The organism is Pseudomonas sp. A014 (assembly GCF_052378495.1).
Classification (GTDB): Bacteria; Pseudomonadota; Gammaproteobacteria; order Pseudomonadales; family Pseudomonadaceae; genus Aquipseudomonas; species Aquipseudomonas machongensis.
In genome coordinates, this window is record NZ_CP199001.1 from 2,831,820 (window position 1) to 2,847,553 (window position 15,734).

Annotated in this window: 16 protein-coding genes; 14 read left to right on the forward strand and 2 right to left on the reverse strand. The window is 52.9% G+C overall.

Annotated features, from left to right (window positions below; translation table 11 throughout):
• Positions 1 to 219 precede the first annotated feature (219 nt).
• A complete protein-coding gene (locus ACTYOL_RS12965) occupies positions 220 to 1,137 on the reverse strand; it encodes a LysR substrate-binding domain-containing protein (protein WP_112898264.1) in 918 nt (305 codons plus the stop codon).
• Positions 1,138 to 1,310: 173 nt separating this feature from the next.
• Here ACTYOL_RS12965 and ACTYOL_RS12970 point away from each other — a divergent pair, with 173 nt between their 5' ends.
• From ACTYOL_RS12970 to ACTYOL_RS13010, 9 genes are all read left to right on the forward strand, one after another.
• Positions 1,311 to 2,060 (forward strand): SDR family NAD(P)-dependent oxidoreductase, encoded by a 750-nt coding sequence (locus ACTYOL_RS12970; RefSeq protein WP_200602460.1) that lies wholly within the window; start codon positions 1,311 to 1,313, stop codon positions 2,058 to 2,060.
• A gap of 99 nt (positions 2,061 to 2,159) precedes the next feature.
• Positions 2,160 to 3,458, forward strand: a complete 1,299-nt coding sequence (locus ACTYOL_RS12975; protein ID WP_444758041.1) for an MFS transporter — start codon at positions 2,160 to 2,162, stop codon at positions 3,456 to 3,458.
• Between the two features lie 17 nt (positions 3,459 to 3,475).
• Entirely contained in the window at positions 3,476 to 4,321 is an 846-nt protein-coding gene (locus tag ACTYOL_RS12980; protein ID WP_444758042.1) for a transketolase, read from the forward strand.
• Positions 4,321 to 5,340 carry a transketolase family protein gene (locus tag ACTYOL_RS12985; RefSeq protein WP_153773658.1) on the forward strand — a complete coding sequence of 340 codons (1,020 nt, stop codon included), beginning with the start codon at positions 4,321 to 4,323 and terminating at the stop codon, positions 5,338 to 5,340. The genes ACTYOL_RS12980 and ACTYOL_RS12985 overlap by 1 nt, the downstream gene beginning before the upstream one ends.
• A 924-nt stretch (positions 5,341 to 6,264) precedes the next feature.
• Positions 6,265 to 8,061: a transposase gene (locus ACTYOL_RS12990; RefSeq protein ID WP_444758043.1), complete on the forward strand. Its 1,797-nt coding sequence runs from the start codon at positions 6,265 to 6,267 to the stop codon at positions 8,059 to 8,061.
• A gap of 9 nt (positions 8,062 to 8,070) precedes the next feature.
• Positions 8,071 to 8,976, forward strand: coding sequence for a TniB family NTP-binding protein (locus ACTYOL_RS12995; protein ID WP_444758044.1), 906 nt, complete (start codon positions 8,071 to 8,073; stop codon positions 8,974 to 8,976).
• A gap of 8 nt (positions 8,977 to 8,984) precedes the next feature.
• Positions 8,985 to 9,746 (forward strand): hypothetical protein, encoded by a 762-nt coding sequence (locus ACTYOL_RS13000; protein ID WP_444758045.1) that lies wholly within the window; start codon positions 8,985 to 8,987, stop codon positions 9,744 to 9,746.
• A gap of 3 nt (positions 9,747 to 9,749) precedes the next feature.
• A complete protein-coding gene (locus ACTYOL_RS13005; protein WP_444758046.1) occupies positions 9,750 to 10,739 on the forward strand; it encodes a hypothetical protein in 990 nt (329 codons plus the stop codon).
• Positions 10,736 to 11,188 (forward strand): hypothetical protein, encoded by a 453-nt coding sequence (locus tag ACTYOL_RS13010; protein WP_444758047.1) that lies wholly within the window; start codon positions 10,736 to 10,738, stop codon positions 11,186 to 11,188. Before ACTYOL_RS13005 ends, ACTYOL_RS13010 begins: the two co-directional genes overlap by 4 nt.
• Positions 11,189 to 11,239: 51 nt before the next feature.
• Here the strand turns inward: ACTYOL_RS13010 and ACTYOL_RS13015 are convergent, their stop codons facing one another.
• Positions 11,240 to 11,761 carry a helix-turn-helix domain-containing protein gene (locus ACTYOL_RS13015; protein ID WP_444758048.1) on the reverse strand — a complete coding sequence of 174 codons (522 nt, stop codon included), beginning with the start codon at positions 11,759 to 11,761 and terminating at the stop codon, positions 11,240 to 11,242.
• 311 nt (positions 11,762 to 12,072) lie between these two features.
• On the opposite strand from ACTYOL_RS13015, the gene ACTYOL_RS13020 reads away from it, so the two are divergent.
• From ACTYOL_RS13020 to ACTYOL_RS13040, 5 genes are all read left to right on the forward strand, one after another.
• Positions 12,073 to 12,525 carry a hypothetical protein gene (locus tag ACTYOL_RS13020; RefSeq protein WP_444758049.1) on the forward strand — a complete coding sequence of 151 codons (453 nt, stop codon included), beginning with the start codon at positions 12,073 to 12,075 and terminating at the stop codon, positions 12,523 to 12,525.
• Positions 12,522 to 12,902 (forward strand): hypothetical protein, encoded by a 381-nt coding sequence (locus ACTYOL_RS13025; protein ID WP_444758050.1) that lies wholly within the window; start codon positions 12,522 to 12,524, stop codon positions 12,900 to 12,902. Before ACTYOL_RS13020 ends, ACTYOL_RS13025 begins: the two co-directional genes overlap by 4 nt.
• Positions 12,899 to 13,309, forward strand: a complete 411-nt coding sequence (locus ACTYOL_RS13030) for a DUF6957 family protein (RefSeq protein ID WP_444758051.1) — start codon at positions 12,899 to 12,901, stop codon at positions 13,307 to 13,309. The genes ACTYOL_RS13025 and ACTYOL_RS13030 overlap by 4 nt, the downstream gene beginning before the upstream one ends.
• Before the next feature lie 72 nt (positions 13,310 to 13,381).
• Entirely contained in the window at positions 13,382 to 13,738 is a 357-nt protein-coding gene (locus tag ACTYOL_RS13035; protein ID WP_444758052.1) for a hypothetical protein, read from the forward strand.
• Between the two features lie 746 nt (positions 13,739 to 14,484).
• Positions 14,485 to 15,039, forward strand: a complete 555-nt coding sequence (locus tag ACTYOL_RS13040) for a hypothetical protein (protein WP_444758053.1) — start codon at positions 14,485 to 14,487, stop codon at positions 15,037 to 15,039.
• Positions 15,040 to 15,734: the final 695 nt, after the last annotated feature.

A 15,734-nucleotide genomic window follows, 5' to 3' on the forward strand; every position in this document is an offset into this window, starting at 1 on the left:
CGCTTCATGAGCAAACGCAGTGGCAGCGCAGCCTCTAGACGAATGCCGACAGTCGCTTCACATCCGGCGGCGAGTCGCCTTGCCAACGTGTTCCCGCGATATCACGGGGTCAGTCCGCAGCAGTATCAAGCGCAGCTGGCGGAGCAGGGGGAGGGGGCATCAGTGTGCGCTGTGCCCCATGGCCTGACGGCGTGTCGTTCAAACTTGGATATTTAAGCATCAGAAAACGAACTGGTGCCCCAGTTCCTTCTCTACCCAATGCAGAAAACACCGCACCCTGGGAAAGGCTGCGTGGGCCTTGGGAAACACCAGATGGTGCGCAGCGACCGGTGCACCCAGGGCCTCGGGCGCCACTTTCACCAAGGTCCCGGCTTCCAGGTATTTCTGGGCCAGCAAGCCACTTTCCAAAGCGAAGCCCAGGCCGTGGCTGGCGGCCTCCAGGCTCATATAGGAACGGTCGAAGCTCAGCGCATAGGGTTTTTCGGGCCGTGCCAGCCCGTGCTGGGCAAACCACGCCGGCCACCTCAACAAGGTCGCCTCGGACAGGATCAGGTCGCAATCGAGCAGGTCGCTGGCATCATGCACCGGGTGGCGGGAGAGGAGCTTGGGTGCCGCCAGCACCTCGAAGGTCTCGTTACTTACCGTGCGGACTTCGTAACTGGGCCAGTTCGGATCGCCATGGCGAATGTCCACGTCGATCTTGTCACGGCTGAAATGCAGCGCCTCGTAGGAGCATGACAAATTGATCTGAATGGACGGGAACTCCTCGCGAAACGCCTCGAGACGCGGCATCAGCCAGAGCAGGCCGAAACTCGGTGAAGAGTGCAGGCGCAGGCAGTCAAGGCTGACATCGCTGCTGGCACGTTCGGTGGCGATGGCAAGGCTGTGCAGGATACCCGAGACGTCTTTCAAGTACTGCTGGCCAACTGAGGTAAGGGCTACGCCACGTGCGCCACGCACGAACAGCTGTCTGCCGATCATGGCCTCGAGTTTCGCAAGCTGATGACTGACCGCCGAGGGGGTCAAGTCCAGCACCTCGGCAGCTCGGGCAACGTTGCCGAACCGGGCGGCCTGCTCGAAAGCCTGGATGGTTTTGAGCGGTGGCAGTGGCGATGCCGCGTCGTTTACCGAGCGCATACAGATTCTCCTAAGCGTTATTTTTATTCCGGGAAACCCGTAGGATAGCGCAGAAGGGCTGAATTTTTTTCAGCATCGGATGATTTTCACGTTATTGCTCACGTAGCTCGCGGGCCACAAGCTGAACCCACGATTCCTGAATCGGCCCATAACAACAAACAGAGGGTTCACACATGCTTCTCCAAGGTAAAGTCGCAATCATCACCGGCGCAGCGTCCGCACGAGGCATTGGCCGTGCCACGGCCGCAACGTTCGCTCAGCGAGGTGCCCGCGTGGTAATCCTCGATCTTGACGAATCTGCCGCCCGCGATGCTGCCGCCTCACTGGGCGAAAGCCATCTGGGCCTGGCGGCGAACGTCGCTGACGAAGCCCAGGTTCAGCGCGCTGTTGCCACGGTTGTCGAACATTTCGGCCGCATCGACGTGTTGATCAATAACGCCGGCATTACCCAGCCGCTGAAGACCTTGGATATCCGTGGCGCTGATTATGACAAGGTGCTGGATGTCAGCCTGCGGGGCACGCTGCTGATGTCGCAGGCGGTGATCCCGCAAATGCGTGAGCAAGGCAGCGGCAGCATCGTATGCATGTCCTCTGTTTCTGCACAGCGCGGCGGGGGCATTTTTGGCGGCCCGCACTACAGTGCCGCAAAGGCCGGCGTGCTGGGCCTTGCCAAGGCGATGGCGCGTGAACTGGGGCCGGACAACGTGCGGGTCAACTCCATCGCACCGGGTTTGATCCACACGGACATCACCGGTGGGCTGATGCAGGATGAGCGCCGCCACGCGATCATCGAAGGCATCCCCCTGGGCCGCCTTGGCCAAGCCCAGGATGTCGCCAACGCTGCACTGTTCCTCGCCAGCGACCTCTCTACCTACCTGACCGGCATTACCCTGGATGTCAACGGCGGGATGCTGATTCACTGAGTACACGTGGGCGGGCCGGCCCCCGGCCCGCGCGGTTCTGGATCAATGACAGCCAAGTTTCAGGCCTGGCTGCCAATAACAACAAGAGATCAGACCAGCATGACTACCTTATCGCTCGAAGCGGTTTCGACCGTGCGTACCTCCGCCTACCGCAAGACCGCCTGGCGCCTGATGCCGTTCCTGATGCTGTGCTACCTCTGCGCCTATCTGGATCGGGTCAATGTCGGTTTCGCCAAGCTGCAGATGATGAACGATCTCGCCTTGAGCGAGACAGTCTACGGCCTGGGTGCGGGCATGTTCTTCATTGGCTATTTTCTCTGCGAGGTTCCCAGCAACATCATCCTTCACAAAGTGGGCGCACGGGTATGGATCGCGCGCATCATGATCACCTGGGGGATCATTTCCGCGCTGTTCGCATTCGTCGAAACAGCGTGGCAGTTCTACGCCCTTCGATTCCTCCTTGGTATCGCCGAGGCAGGCCTTGCGCCAGGGCTGCTGCTGTACCTTACCTACTGGTTCCCTTCCTATCGCCGGGCACGAATGACGGTGTTGTGGTTCATCGCCATCCCACTGTCGGGCATGGTTGGCGGGCCTCTCTCCGGTTGGATCATGAACCAGTTTGCCGGCGTGCACGGTTGGGCCGGTTGGCAGTGGATGTTTGTGCTCGAAGCGGTGCCGACGGTGCTGGTTGGCCTGCTGGTACTGGCTTACCTCAAGGACGGCGTGCACCAGGCCACGTGGCTGAACGACGAAGAAAAGGCCCTGGTTACCCGCGAACTGGCCGAGGACAACCAACAGAAAGTCAGCCATGGTTCGGTGGGGGAATTCATCCGCGACCGTCGGTTGTGGTTGCTGGCTGGCATCTACTTCTGTGTGGTCATGGGCCAGTACGCCATTACCTTCTGGCTACCGACCTTGGTGCGCAATGCCGGTGTATCTGACCCGCTGCACATCGGCATGCTGTCCAGCCTGCCTTACCTGTGCGCCATTGCCGCGATGCTGCTGGTCGGTCGAAGCGGCGACAAGCACCGCGAGCGCCGCTGGCATCTGATCATACCGATGATTGTCGGCGCCATCGGGCTCAGCCTGGCCGCATTGATGGGCGGCAACGTGACACTGTCGATCCTCAGCTTGTGCCTGGCTGCGTCGGGAATCCTCTCGGCCACCTCGCTGTTCTGGATGCTGCCCACCACGCTTCTGGGCGGTGTGTCCGCTGCCGCAGGCATCGCCGCCGTCAACAGCTTTGCCAACCTGGCCGGCTTCTGCTCGCCCTACCTGATTGGGTGGATCACTACCCAGACCGGGTCCAGCGCCATCGGCATGTATCTGATTACAGCCGTCCTGCTTGCGGGGGCCTCGTTGGTCCTGCGCATCCCCGCTGCAGCGGTCAATCGTTGAGTTAATGGAGCTACGTAATGAATACGAACACTATGCTGAAGCCCGCCTTGAGCCTGGCCGAGCGCGCGCACAATATCCGTCGCCATGCGTTGCGCATGGGGCAGGTGCAAGGTCAAGGTTATGTGGGGCAGGCCCTGGGCGCTGCGGACCTGCTGGCAGTCTCTTACTTCCATGCACTGAGCTATCGGTCCGATGATCCTGACTGGGAACCGCGCGACCGCTTCTATCTGTCCATCGGTCATTACGCCATTGCGCTGTATGCCGCCTTGATCGAGGCCCGAATCGTCCCGCTCGATGAGTTGGAAACCTATGGTTCGGACGACAGCCGCCTGCCCATGTCCGGCATGGCTGCTTATACGCCGGGCATGGAAATCACCGGCGGGTCGTTGGGGCAGGGGTTGGGTATTGCGGCTGGTGCTTGCCTGGGCCTCAAACGCAAGCAATCGACTTCTTTCGTTTACAACCTCTTGTCAGATGGTGAGCTCAATGAAGGCTCCACTTGGGAGGCCGTCATGTCGGCCTCTCACTGGAAGCTCGACAACCTCATCGCCATCGTCGATGTGAACAACCAGCAGGCCGATGGTTATTCCAGCGAAATTCTTTCTTTTGAACCGATCGTCGATCGTTGGCAGGCGTTTGGGTGGTTCACCCAGCGAGTCGATGGCAATGACATCGAAGCCCTGGTCGCAGCGTTCGATGCGGCGCGCAATCACACAGGCGCGCAACCGCGCGTGATCATTTGCGATACGAAGATGGGCAAGGGGGTACCGTTCCTCGAAACGCGGGAAAAGACCCACTTCATACGCGTGGAAGAACATGAATGGGCGTTGGCGCTCAACAATCTCGAAGAAGGAAAACAGTGATGAGCAAGCCGAATAGTTCTACTTCGACTGCCGAGCCAACCAAGAAGCGCCTGACCACCTCGGCCATGATCGCCTCGATCGCCGCTGAGGGCCAAGCGACCCGCTCGGCGCCCTTTGGCCATGCCCTGGCTGCGCTGGCTGAGCAGCGCCCTGAAATTGTCGGGCTGTCCGCAGACTTGTCCAAATACACCGACCTGCATATTTTTGCCAAGGCGCACCCGGACCGCTTCTACCAGATGGGCATGGCCGAGCAACTGTTGATGAGCGCGGCTGCGGGCATGGCAAGGGAGGGGTTCGTACCCTTCGCCACCACCTACGCCGTGTTTGCCTCGCGGCGCGCCTACGATTTTATCTGTATGGCAATCGCCGAGGAGAATTTGAACGTGAAGATCGTCTGTGGGCTGCCCGGGCTCACTACCGGTTATGGCCCAAGCCACCAGGCGACTGACGATCTCGCCATCTTCCGAGCGATGCCAAACCTGATGATCGTCGATCCCTGCGACGCCGTGGAGATCGAACAGGCAGTGCCGGCAATCGCTGCTCACCAGGGGCCAGTCTACATGCGCCTGCTGCGCGGCAACGTACCGGTAGTGCTTGACGAATACGGGTACAAATTCGAAATCGGCAAGGCCAAGACCCTGCGCACCGGCAGGGACGTGCTCATCATCTCCACCGGGCTGATGACCATGCGCTCGCTCGAAGCGGCCAACAAGCTCCAGGCCGATGGTGTCGACGCTGCTGTATTGCACGTGCCGACCATCAAGCCTCTGGATGAACACACCATCCTGGCCGAAGCGAAGCAGTCCGGGCGGCTGGTGGTCACCGCCGAAAACAGCAGCATTATCGGCGGTTTGGGCGAGGCGGTTGCCGGGTTGTTGTTGCGCAGCGGTGTTACGCCGACGTTCCGCCAGATCGCGCTGCCCGATGCGTTTCTCGATGCCGGTGCCTTGCCGACATTGCATGATCGGTACGGCATATCGACCGACGCCGTATGTGCTCAGATCAAAGCCTGGCTTTGATATAGCTCGGCTAGGAGGGCATGGAGGCCCCAATGAGTTCCCAAAGTCTTTGCGGCGCCAGTCAACGAGCGACAGGCCATGAGCAAAGCTCCAATTGAGCATTTTCGCCAGACCCATAATGCAGCTGTGGTACTTATGAATGAAACCCAAGCTTTTGGAGTTCTGGGAAACGGGGGGTTGTAAAGGCTGAGGATTGAATGGACGGGTGTAGCTAGATGAAAATCAAGAAAAAAAACAAGTTGAGCGTTAATTAAGTCAAGGTTTGAATATTTTTTCCAGTTAACTTTTTGATTATCATGATGTTCTTCCACTTAATTATTGGTCTAAAAATCGCAGAAGCCGGCGATGCTCCGGGTTACCGGCTACGCGCTACCTGTGGCCCAGGCTCTATATGAAGTTAATGGAGTGGAGCTGGGACTGGACTTAGTCGCGCGTGTTCGCTTTGTCTGCGCGGATGCTTTGCAAAGAAAGTTTTCTTATGCCTAGTACGTCATCCGCTGAGGCGCGTCTGCCCTCAGGTCAGTGGGCTCTTTTGACTCCAGTATTCGAGGGGCATCCTGATCAGAGCTTCAGGTGCAAGGCCGATGCTGAGCTTGCCGTACAGAGTGGTTGAGCGACCAAATCATGTGCCCAGATAGTCGTGTAGTAACCTGACTTCATGTAGAGATATAGGCGTCGATCTAGACTATGTTGAAATAGTATCAGTCGTCAAGCGTGCATCAGGTTATAACATCTAGGATCTATATATTTTCGATAAATTGACCAGTCTTGCTATGGCGTTGATATCCTTAAGAATTTGAAGCGTGTCAATATTGGTTGAATTTTTATAATTAATGAAAATTGTCAACTAAGAAAGTTTTGCAACTTGCCAGTTTGGTCGATGTGTTCGAGGCTTAGACGCAAAACGTCTAAAGGCTCACTTATATGGCTGATGAATCTGATGTTGAAAAAGACATTTCCCCTCACAAGCTTTTGCCTGGCGCACCCGTCAGAAGTCGGCTTTTGGTGGGAGTTGTCACTGACGCCTCAAATGAAAAGGCAGAGATGAAATTCGACGGTGTAAGCGAGGATGAAGAACATCTCGCTTTTAAGCGTCGGTGTATCTTCGAGAGGTTACAACGTGAGGAGATCAACCGAACCGAAGCAATCGCCGAGTTGAACGTAGGAGAATCTAGGTTTTATACCCTCTATGAACAGTTTAGACAATCTAAAGACTATACTGGGATGATACGAGGGAAACGGGGTCCCAAGATTGGATCAACGTATACTTCTGAAAAAATGACAGCTGTTCTGGAAGAGGCTTTCGATAAATATCGCGGGCCTAAAGCAAGTATAATGGCAGTTCTGCGTAAGGCACAACAGCTGTGCCATGAAAAAAATCTTGGCAGGCCAACCAAGTATCAAGTTTCCAAATTCATTAAGTCAAAGTCCGAGCGGTTGCTGTATACGCGTAAATATGGTGAAGAGGCTGCCGCTCAGAAGTTTGATCATCGTCCAGGATTTATAGAGCCAAGCCCTGAAGAGGCAAACGTACAGATGGATCACACCCTCGTCGATATTCTGCTAGTTGACGAGGTGGACAGGAGTTGCATTGTGGGACGGCCTTGGCTGACCGTTATAATATGCACGTTGACTCGAATTATAATGGGTTGGTATTTGAGCTTTCGAGCACCCAGTGTAATAACTGTTCAGTTAGCGTTGCTGGCGGCATTTTTACCAAAAAATAGTAAGTACAACCCGCTGAAGATTGATGTAAATATGCATCCCTTCTGTGGTCTTCCTCCAGAGTGTTACACGGATAATGCCTCAGAGTTTGTTAGCCAGCAGTTGCTTCTTAAGTGCGCACGTTATGGGATGGACTGGTCACATCGTCCCATCGGCAAGAAGTGGTATGGTGGGATTATCGAGCGCGTAATTGGAACCTTCATGACGCGCTCTGTTCACTTTTTGCCTGGGTCTACAGGAAGTAACCCTGTTGAGCGGCAGTTCTTTGAAAGTGAACTTAATGCAACTATGAGCATGACCGAATTTTGTGAATGGTTTGCATGCGAGGTGACGAAATACCACAGTAGAAGGCATGCCGCTCTAGATTGCTCACCCCGCATTGCTTGGAGTGAACTAAGGGGGAAAGGCACGCCAGGAGAGTTGCCAGGTATAGGCGGGGATGAGGAGCTATCCTTTGCTCTGGATTTTATGCCGTCAGAATACGACCTGAAAGTACACAACTACGGAATAAATTTCGCCTCAAGACGGTACTGGGGGGACGTGCTTGTGGGAAGAATAGGTCAGAAATGCGAAATTCGCTACGACCCCAACGATTTGCGAACTATATGGGTATTGCTGGATTCAGTGTTTTTTAATATTGGATGTAATCGGATGCGGAAAGGGGATTCTATGAACTACGAATCCCATACGAAGCACATTTCTATTCTGCGGCATGATGTCAATAGGAAAGTGATACCTATCGGTCTAAATACAGATGAGTTTGGACTTGCGTGCGAAGAGCGAAGTGATGCCATTGTGGCACAAGCCATCGCTAATACCGCTAGCAATCTTAATCCTCATGAAGACGCTATCGAAGAGTTGCCGTCCACCCCGGTAGACAGAGTTACTGATTACGCGCTGCCTATGTTGCAAGGCAGCTCTGTAGAAGTTGAAATTGATGATGATGATGATGATGACCTCAAACCACAAATCCTAATTGATCATGAAGACTATTGAGGTGTAAGCGTGAGTGATTATAATCATATTCTCCCAGAAAAGCGCTATCAGGCTGATCTTGATAATAATGCTCGGATCGCTATTATCAAGCGCGACATCTGGATACCAACTAAAAAATTAGATCAACTGTTCACGACTATTGATTTCATGGTAGGTAGCGAGGGACGGCTTGTTAACCCATCTATGCTGGTTTGGGGAGCGGGGGGCAGCGGAAAATCGGCAATTATCGAGCGTATCAAGCATATTTATTCTACTCGCGATATGAAAATTAACTCCATTTCTGCAGGGATGAACTTGGATAGCAGCCAGCTCGTGGATTTGATTTGCAATTCATTCGGAATTTCTACTGGCGCAGGTAGACAGAGCTTAGATAGAACAACAAGGGTTTTTAACACCGTTCGGGCTGAGAATATTGTAGCGCTGCTGATGGATGAGCTGAATGACAGTGGCCTTAGAACGTTGTCACAGCAAAAAAACTCAATGTCGTTGATGAAATTTCTTTCTGGCCCTCCGTGCTTCCTCTCCATCATCTGCTTCGGTGATCTGACCGCGGCCGAGGTTTTGATGAAAGATGAACAAATATATCGTCGTTATGTTCATTGGCCACTTACGCCATGGACTAATGATCAAGATTTTTGTAATTTTCTCGCCACCTATGAGTCCCATCTTCCCCTTAAACTTCCATCGAATATCTGTTGCTCTCTAGGGCGTAGTAGAATTATGAAACAGTCATTCGGGATTATGGATAATGTCGTGAAGATTGTAAAGTGCCTCGCTTACGAGGGGGTTCTTAATGGCTCGGAGCGCATGGATGTCGATCTTGTTAATAATGACGTACACATGCTTTGCATGCGATATGGTGAGGCATTAAGGCGTCGTCCCGGAGAGAAGCAAGTCAAGCTCAAGCGTAAGTGAGGGTAGGTATGCATATTCTTTTGACTTCACACCAACAATATGTGATTGCAACAGCTATGAGCTACCTCGATAGCTCTTTAGGTGCTACAAACACATTAGGTGTTCTGCTGGTGGGTAAACCAGGTGTCGGGATGTCAACTTGCATTGAGCAAATCAAAAACTGCACGACACGTAAATACCTAAACCTTCATGCAATCGATTCACATTCGGGTCATGGTTTGGGCGGGTGGTTGTCGAATACGTTTGGGCTTGATGATGTTAGATGCACTATGAATTTGAGAGTTTCGCCTGCACTTACAAAAATGCTTGAAATCATTGGTATTTCCTTGCTGGTGCTCGAGGATGCTCATGATGTAAATTCTCCAGGTCACCGAGCTAGAGCATTGGATAAAATCCTAGAAGAGTTCGCCAGGCTGAAGGATAAAGTCTCAAGCATGAAATTACTTATGACAATTCAAGCGGCGGAAATGTCTGGCGCAAAGTATAATGAAAGTGAGCTTTCAAAGTTATTTGACATAATATTCGTGCGTCCGATGAGTCATGAGGATTTGTTGCTATTTATTCAGGAGGTGTACTACAAGGATATTGAAGCCTTGGCGAGGCCTGTACTTAGTGAACGCGCAATTTATGCAATAAGTGAGTTCTCAAATGGCAGCATTGGGCGAGCTTTGTTTTTGATCGACGTTATGAAGCGTCACCTCAAATCCTTTCAGAATAACGGTTGGGGAGAAGGTGATATTGTTGAGTTTATTTCCAGATTCCAAAGATGAATTATGAACTTCTATCAGGCATTTCACGATGAGTCTTTAAGCAGTTGGGTATTCCGACTAGCACTTTGGTGCAACGAATTCCCGTTGACGCCTGATTCTGTAAACCGGCTGTATAGCCAAAGCCTTTTGTCATCATCCTTTGATCCTGATTATGACTTGTCTGGCGAATTTGCTGCGGCATGTCATAAGGCGCTAGCCTCATTCAGGCCAGGTCAGAATATCCAACATTTTTTTGCACCTATTACACCGTATAATATACCGCGTTATTTTCGTCGCTCTTATTGTTATGAATGTCTTTGTGATCAGCTTGAGCAGGCGTGGAGTCCTGCGGTTCTAAAGCGTTGGGGGTATACTTACTATTGTACTTGTGAAATTCATCAAGTGTCGCTTAATGATGCCGAATGCCATGTTATAAAAAGAGCCAATGCCGCACATGATTTTTTTCAGTTCCATACTGAACATAGACTTGGCAAGTCCTCGATGCGGTACTCATCTGAGGTGCAGCGGGTAACTTTGGAAGTGCAGGGTTTTTTGCGGAGGATTACCAGTGAGCCCAAGGTGGGATTAGTGGATTCTGTGCTTTTAGATTTTTGTACATTATTCCTTAAGATTTTACTGTTTCCAAAGTTTGGAGTTTGCAGTATTCCTAACGCTAAACGAGGCATTTCAGTCGAGGCACCCGTTTGGCAACATTTACACTTAGGGCCTTTTCTAGCGACTGTAACTGAGCGGCAATCTGCGATCCTGCTTCTTGGCTGGGTGTTAGAGATTCCTGGCTCCGACGTCCGGTTGCTGCCTGAGCGTAGTAGAGCTGTGCTAGCACATGAAAATATAGATTTTTGGCGTTTGGGGGTGTCTTCAAGCTACCTGCCCGACAAGATTTTTAAATATAGCGCCTTGCTATTTAGTTCCTTGCGGCCAACAGTCAAATCGCCAGCCATAGAAGAGTTCATTTCTGGTTTTGTTTCACGATCGATTAAGGATAAACAATGAACATTTTAAGATCTATACAATGGCTGGAGGTTAAGCTTGATGTTATTGTTTTAGGAGCGGATGGTATTAATCCATGCTCGCCGCGAATACATTTTGCATTTAGCAAGCTCGACTACAAGATCCATGGTTACAAAATTTTCCTTTCAGAGCGGCCTAAAAATCCGATCATGAACCTCTATAGCTGCGCGCCGCTTTCAAAGGTTCTTTCATTGGTTGAGCCAAACGCATCAAATATTGATGATTCTGCTATCGAGAGCGGGCATGTAAGGTTGGCGGAAAAATTCTATGCCGCCAATCGTGATTGGCTGGAATCTGAGTTTGGGTATCAATTCTATAGTTGGCCATTTTGGGCGAGTGGATCCAAGGCTAATATCTACACCGCATCCTTGTCGGATCTCGAAGTAATCGTGACGTGCTGTCTTCGGCGCATTAATAGGTCAAGGGGATAGGTTAAGTTGCATATACGGTGTTCAAGCCGGAGTGTCGATGTATTCGACCACTTAATTCTGATCTGGATTGAAGTTCGAATTCCAAATCCTTCCCACGGTGGTAGTTGATACTCCGAATTTATCTGCCGTGTTTTTTCGGCTCAGTCCTTGTTCGCGACATTCCAAGATAGCCTCCACCGTCTCCCGAGGTGTCCTGCGACCAGGTTTGGTCGTTACCAGTGCCCCATCCTCAAATTCCCCTCGCCATCTCTCTAACACCCCAAGTTCAGCCAGTTCCTGGCCACCTTTTTTGAGATGGGAGAGTAGATCGCTGTGAGACTGGCCACGCTCGAGGCTAGCTGCGACAGTGAGGAGGGTGAGGGCATCGACTTGAAGCACTGAGGCCAATGCTTCGAGCATTTCGAGGGTTACGCCGCTTCTGGCGGTCTCGAGGTTGTACACGTGCTTGGGATCGACGAGCCCTTGGAAGTCATCCTTGCTGAGGCCGCGCGAAGCCCTCACGAGCCGGAGGACTGCGGCTAATGACTCTCTCATTGGCATGACGGCTCCCCAAAGCTGAGGATAGAGCCACATTGATTAAATTCAATCCATGGAATATATTCCCTGTTCTGCACGGATCGCTCGGTTGATCGAGCGCGGCGGAGCCGGACGTCTCATCTCGAGCTCAGCGCTCAGCCGCCAATTTATGGAAAATCTTTTGACCGGCCGTTCGGTCATGCGTGCGCTGTAGCACCCAGGGGTACGCCCTTAAAAGGCCATGTGTTTTGTGCTCGCTCGCGTTCAGCCCGATCAGGAATGGACGGAGCCAGCACGCATTGCCGCGGCAGGGCATAAACCCGAATTTTCAATGCGTCGCCTTGGCGATGGCTTCACCGAGACGATTGATGTTCAGAACAGACGACAATGATTTGGCAGGCCTACCAGGTATGTTCGGCCATGGCCTCGCTCACTGGCATGCCGTGACCCGGATGCTCAGGAAGCACTGGTTCCACCTCTCAGTGGTGATGGTCGGGGAGGGCAAGGGCCATGAGTTTGAGCTCATGGTTAATGACGAGCTGAAACTGCAGCAAGTCCTCCAATCCCAGGACGACGAGGTCTACGTCAAAGAGATCCAGGTCGTTACGCCTTCGAACATGAACGGTAGCGGGGCATGGCAGATGGAGAAGGTTGCCAGACTGGCGATCGGCAATGACCAGGCTGGTGATGCCGTATGTGTAGTCACAGTCGATAGTGGGACTGTCTATCACGACTCGTACCGTTCGAATCTAGATGTGGCGTCGCTCACCAACATGCGGGTTTTGTACGACGCTCTCAGTGCTAAGAGGAGCTTGCAGTGAATGACGGTAAGCTGGGCAGCTCCTGGTACCACCTCTCGGTGGTGATGGGCGGGGAGGGCAAGGGTCATGAGTTTGAGCTCATGGTTAATGACGAGCTGAAACTGCAGCAAGTCCTCCAAGCTCAAGACGACGATGTCTACGTCAAGGACATCCAGGTCGTTACCCCTGCGAACATGAACGGTTGCGGGACATGGCAGATGGAGAAGGTTGCCAAATTGGCGATCGGCGATGACCAGGATCGAGATGCGGTGTGTGTAGTCACAGTCGATAGTGGGACTGTCTATCACGACTCGTACCGTTCGAATCTAGATGTGACGGCGTTCGCCAAAATTCGGGTTCTGTACGACGCTCTCAGCGCTAAGAGGAACTTGCAGTGAGTGATGTCAAGCTGGGCAGCTCCGCCGAGAGTGAGCTCCTCACAGAGGATCATGTTCCGGCCGCGGGCCTCGAGATTTCTGCTGAAGCAGCTCGCGCCTTGGTTGTTGAGCGCTTCCCACGTAGGTCGTACTGCATCGTCGAAGATTGGACGCTGTTCGAGCCTGACCTAACTGAGGATGAGTTGGCCAAGGTGAAGGCTGTGGGCCTGGTGCCTCTGATCGTATTCGCCCACTGTGTTGTTGACGACAGTGAGGGGCGTTTCCCACCTGGTGGCTGGGTTCGGTCGACGATGTGTGCCTCATTCGTGGATGGGGTTTTCGCAGCGACGAGGAACACTGTCTACGTGCTGCTAGGCCCTGGCCGTCGTCAGAAAGCCAGCCTCAAGACCATCTTTTCTTTCTTTTAAGCGTCGCAGCACTGCGTCTGGAGTGCTCCTCACACAGCGACGTGCAAAGCATTCAGGTTGTAGGGACACTCAATGGCTAAATCCATCAAGCTCCAATTTCTCAGCAAGCGTCACTCTGACTTCGATCTGCGGCGGATCGCCCGAGCAATGGAGCAGGGATTCGCTGAACCGGTCACTGCCTACCTGACAGAAGCTTTCATCATGTCTGGTGTCGGCGGAGGTGTGGTGTTTGGGTTTGAAGGTAACGACCCTGCAGGCCGTAATGCTGATGGTCGTGTCGTCCAGACGGCGAAGGTCGATCGAGTAGACAAAGAAGGGCGGTTTTGGGTGCTGACCACGGTCGAGTGCAGCCGCTATGTGATAGCTGCGTTCCGCCGGGAAGGTGGTCGAAATTCTCTTCGAGACTTCCTGCAGAAAGCTAAGGCGTAAGCCATTTGAGCGAGGTGAGACTCATGGTGACGCCGGTCTCTGTGCTACCAGAGATTTCGATTGATGAATTCCGGTCTCGTTACCCTCGGTTGTTTTCTGATCCGGAGGTTGACGAAATTTACTGCAGCCCCGGGTGGAGAGGGATCCTCTTGGCGCTCTGCGACACGTTGCAGGATCGCTCTGACCGACACCCTGGTGTAGTGCCGGTGACGGTGGCGCAGATCAAGTCAAAGTACGGGGAGCTCCATTTCTTCTATGACGGTGGCGATGACTACTGCCGTGGTGCGGTGAGTGTTGCCTCTCAGCTTTCGTTGAGCACCTGCGAGGTTTGCGGAGCGCCGGGAAAACAAGTGCCAGGAAGGTGGGTTCGCACGTTGTGTCCTGGACATGATGGGAGTGTTCCTCAAACCGGGTGATAGGCTAGCTGACCCTTTGGCTGGGGCGTGCCGCTTCGCGGATGGCTGTCGTGAACCGAGCCACCTCCGGTATCTCGGCCCTGCGGGCGTCCATCCTGCACGCCTCCGGCCCTCGGCCTGCGCGCTCCGCTTGCCATGTCATCTGCGCGACTCTGACATCCAGCTACTGCAAAAAGAGGGAAGGTTCTGGGTCGCGATAACTCACCTCTCGCTACATGACTGCCTCTAAGGCCCAATTTTTTGAACAAGGTGGCTCGAGACCTGAGCTGCCAGCAGTTTCCCTTAGCCTGTTCCTAGGTGCCGGGATTTTTTTGACAGGAGTTACAAGTCGTGGCTATTGCTGATTACATCAAGGTCTCCGGAAAGCTAGAGGATATTCGAGTCTTCGAACATAAAGAAGGAAGTGTTCGAGTGATCATGAAAATTGATGGTGTCCTCATTCCGAATACTGACATTCCGATTAAGCTCTACGAAGAGATTGAAGCGGGCAAGCACTACGATTTTTATTGTGTGTACAAAAAGTCTCGAAACAAACTTAAGAATTCAGGCGCCATCTATGCATTTAAAGAAGAGGGTGGTCGGATCCGCAGCTTGACGAAGCTTCGCTTGGCGACGCCGGTATACATAATGTTTTACGGTGCAATTTGGTTTGCCGTGGCTTACGTAGCTGTGTTTCTTCTTGCGCTTCTACCAGTGCTCGCAGAGCATCCTACGAATGGAGCTATACCCGTTCTGCACAGCTATTCGATGATGGGCGGGGCAATTCCTGGATTGTTCTTCCTGTGGTGCGCTATTGATTTTTGGCGCAAGTCAGCGAATTTGGAAGCCTGGCCGAGCGTTGCTCCGAGTGTGGTCATTGAGCGATTCAGTAAGCTTCACAAGTAAAATCCAATGCGTTTGGGCGTGCCGCTGCACGGCCAGGCTGTCGTGAACCGAGTCCCGCTCTGCGGGGCTCGGCCCTCCGGGCTTCCATCCTGCACGTCTCCGGCCGTCGGCCTGCGCGCTCCGCTTGCCATTTACTCGATCAGGACGAGTTGATAGTAGCCAGGCCACATCGCTCGATCTGTGATCTTGCACCTGGTGTCTGATCGCATCTCCTTTTTACTGGTCACGCTGAGGATACGACGTCCAGTCACCAGATTGCCGATGACTGCTTCCGACGGCAAAACCCAAACCCAATTCTTTTTCAAATCTGCATCCTTCTCAACGCCCCAGGAATAGGTTGCAGCGTATCAAACCTTAGCGTCGAAGTTACACGCGTAGGGCTTTGGATCACTGGAAGCACGACCTTCACTGAAGGACTGAGCTCTGGACATGCCGTTTTTCAGGGTGACAGCGGAGGAAATTTGGCTCTAGCTGCTATGAAATCGTCTCGATCGACCTGCTTCATCATTTGTGCATGAGGTTCGGCCAAATATGCACGGAAGCTGAGGTTGCGCGGGCTCCGCTGAGCGAAGGAGGAAGGCTGATCGTGAAGCGGAGCTTGTCCTTGTATTGGCGATAATCAAACCATCTTCGGTATCATTGCGCTCTGATCGATGGGATTTACAATCCCGGCTTGAATTCTCTCTATGGATGGA

Bases quoted from the DNA above. Each gene is read 5' to 3' on its own strand.
- ACTYOL_RS12965 (WP_112898264.1), bottom strand. From the start codon at position 1,137: ATGCGCTCGGTAAACGACGCGGCATCGCCACTGCCACCGCTCAAAACC.
- ACTYOL_RS12970 (WP_200602460.1), top strand. From the start codon at position 1,311: ATGCTTCTCCAAGGTAAAGTCGCAATCATCACCGGCGCAGCGTCCGCA.
- ACTYOL_RS12975 (WP_444758041.1), top strand. From the start codon at position 2,160: ATGACTACCTTATCGCTCGAAGCGGTTTCGACCGTGCGTACCTCCGCC.
- ACTYOL_RS12980 (WP_444758042.1), top strand. From the start codon at position 3,476: ATGAATACGAACACTATGCTGAAGCCCGCCTTGAGCCTGGCCGAGCGC.
- ACTYOL_RS12985 (WP_153773658.1), top strand. From the start codon at position 4,321: ATGAGCAAGCCGAATAGTTCTACTTCGACTGCCGAGCCAACCAAGAAG.
- ACTYOL_RS12990 (WP_444758043.1), top strand. From the start codon at position 6,265: ATGGCTGATGAATCTGATGTTGAAAAAGACATTTCCCCTCACAAGCTT.
- ACTYOL_RS13000 (WP_444758045.1), top strand. From the start codon at position 8,985: ATGCATATTCTTTTGACTTCACACCAACAATATGTGATTGCAACAGCT.
- ACTYOL_RS13005 (WP_444758046.1), top strand. From the start codon at position 9,750: ATGAACTTCTATCAGGCATTTCACGATGAGTCTTTAAGCAGTTGGGTA.
- ACTYOL_RS13010 (WP_444758047.1), top strand. From the start codon at position 10,736: ATGAACATTTTAAGATCTATACAATGGCTGGAGGTTAAGCTTGATGTT.
- ACTYOL_RS13015 (WP_444758048.1), bottom strand. From the start codon at position 11,761: ATGTGGCTCTATCCTCAGCTTTGGGGAGCCGTCATGCCAATGAGAGAG.
- ACTYOL_RS13020 (WP_444758049.1), top strand. From the start codon at position 12,073: ATGTTCAGAACAGACGACAATGATTTGGCAGGCCTACCAGGTATGTTC.
- ACTYOL_RS13035 (WP_444758052.1), top strand. From the start codon at position 13,382: ATGGCTAAATCCATCAAGCTCCAATTTCTCAGCAAGCGTCACTCTGAC.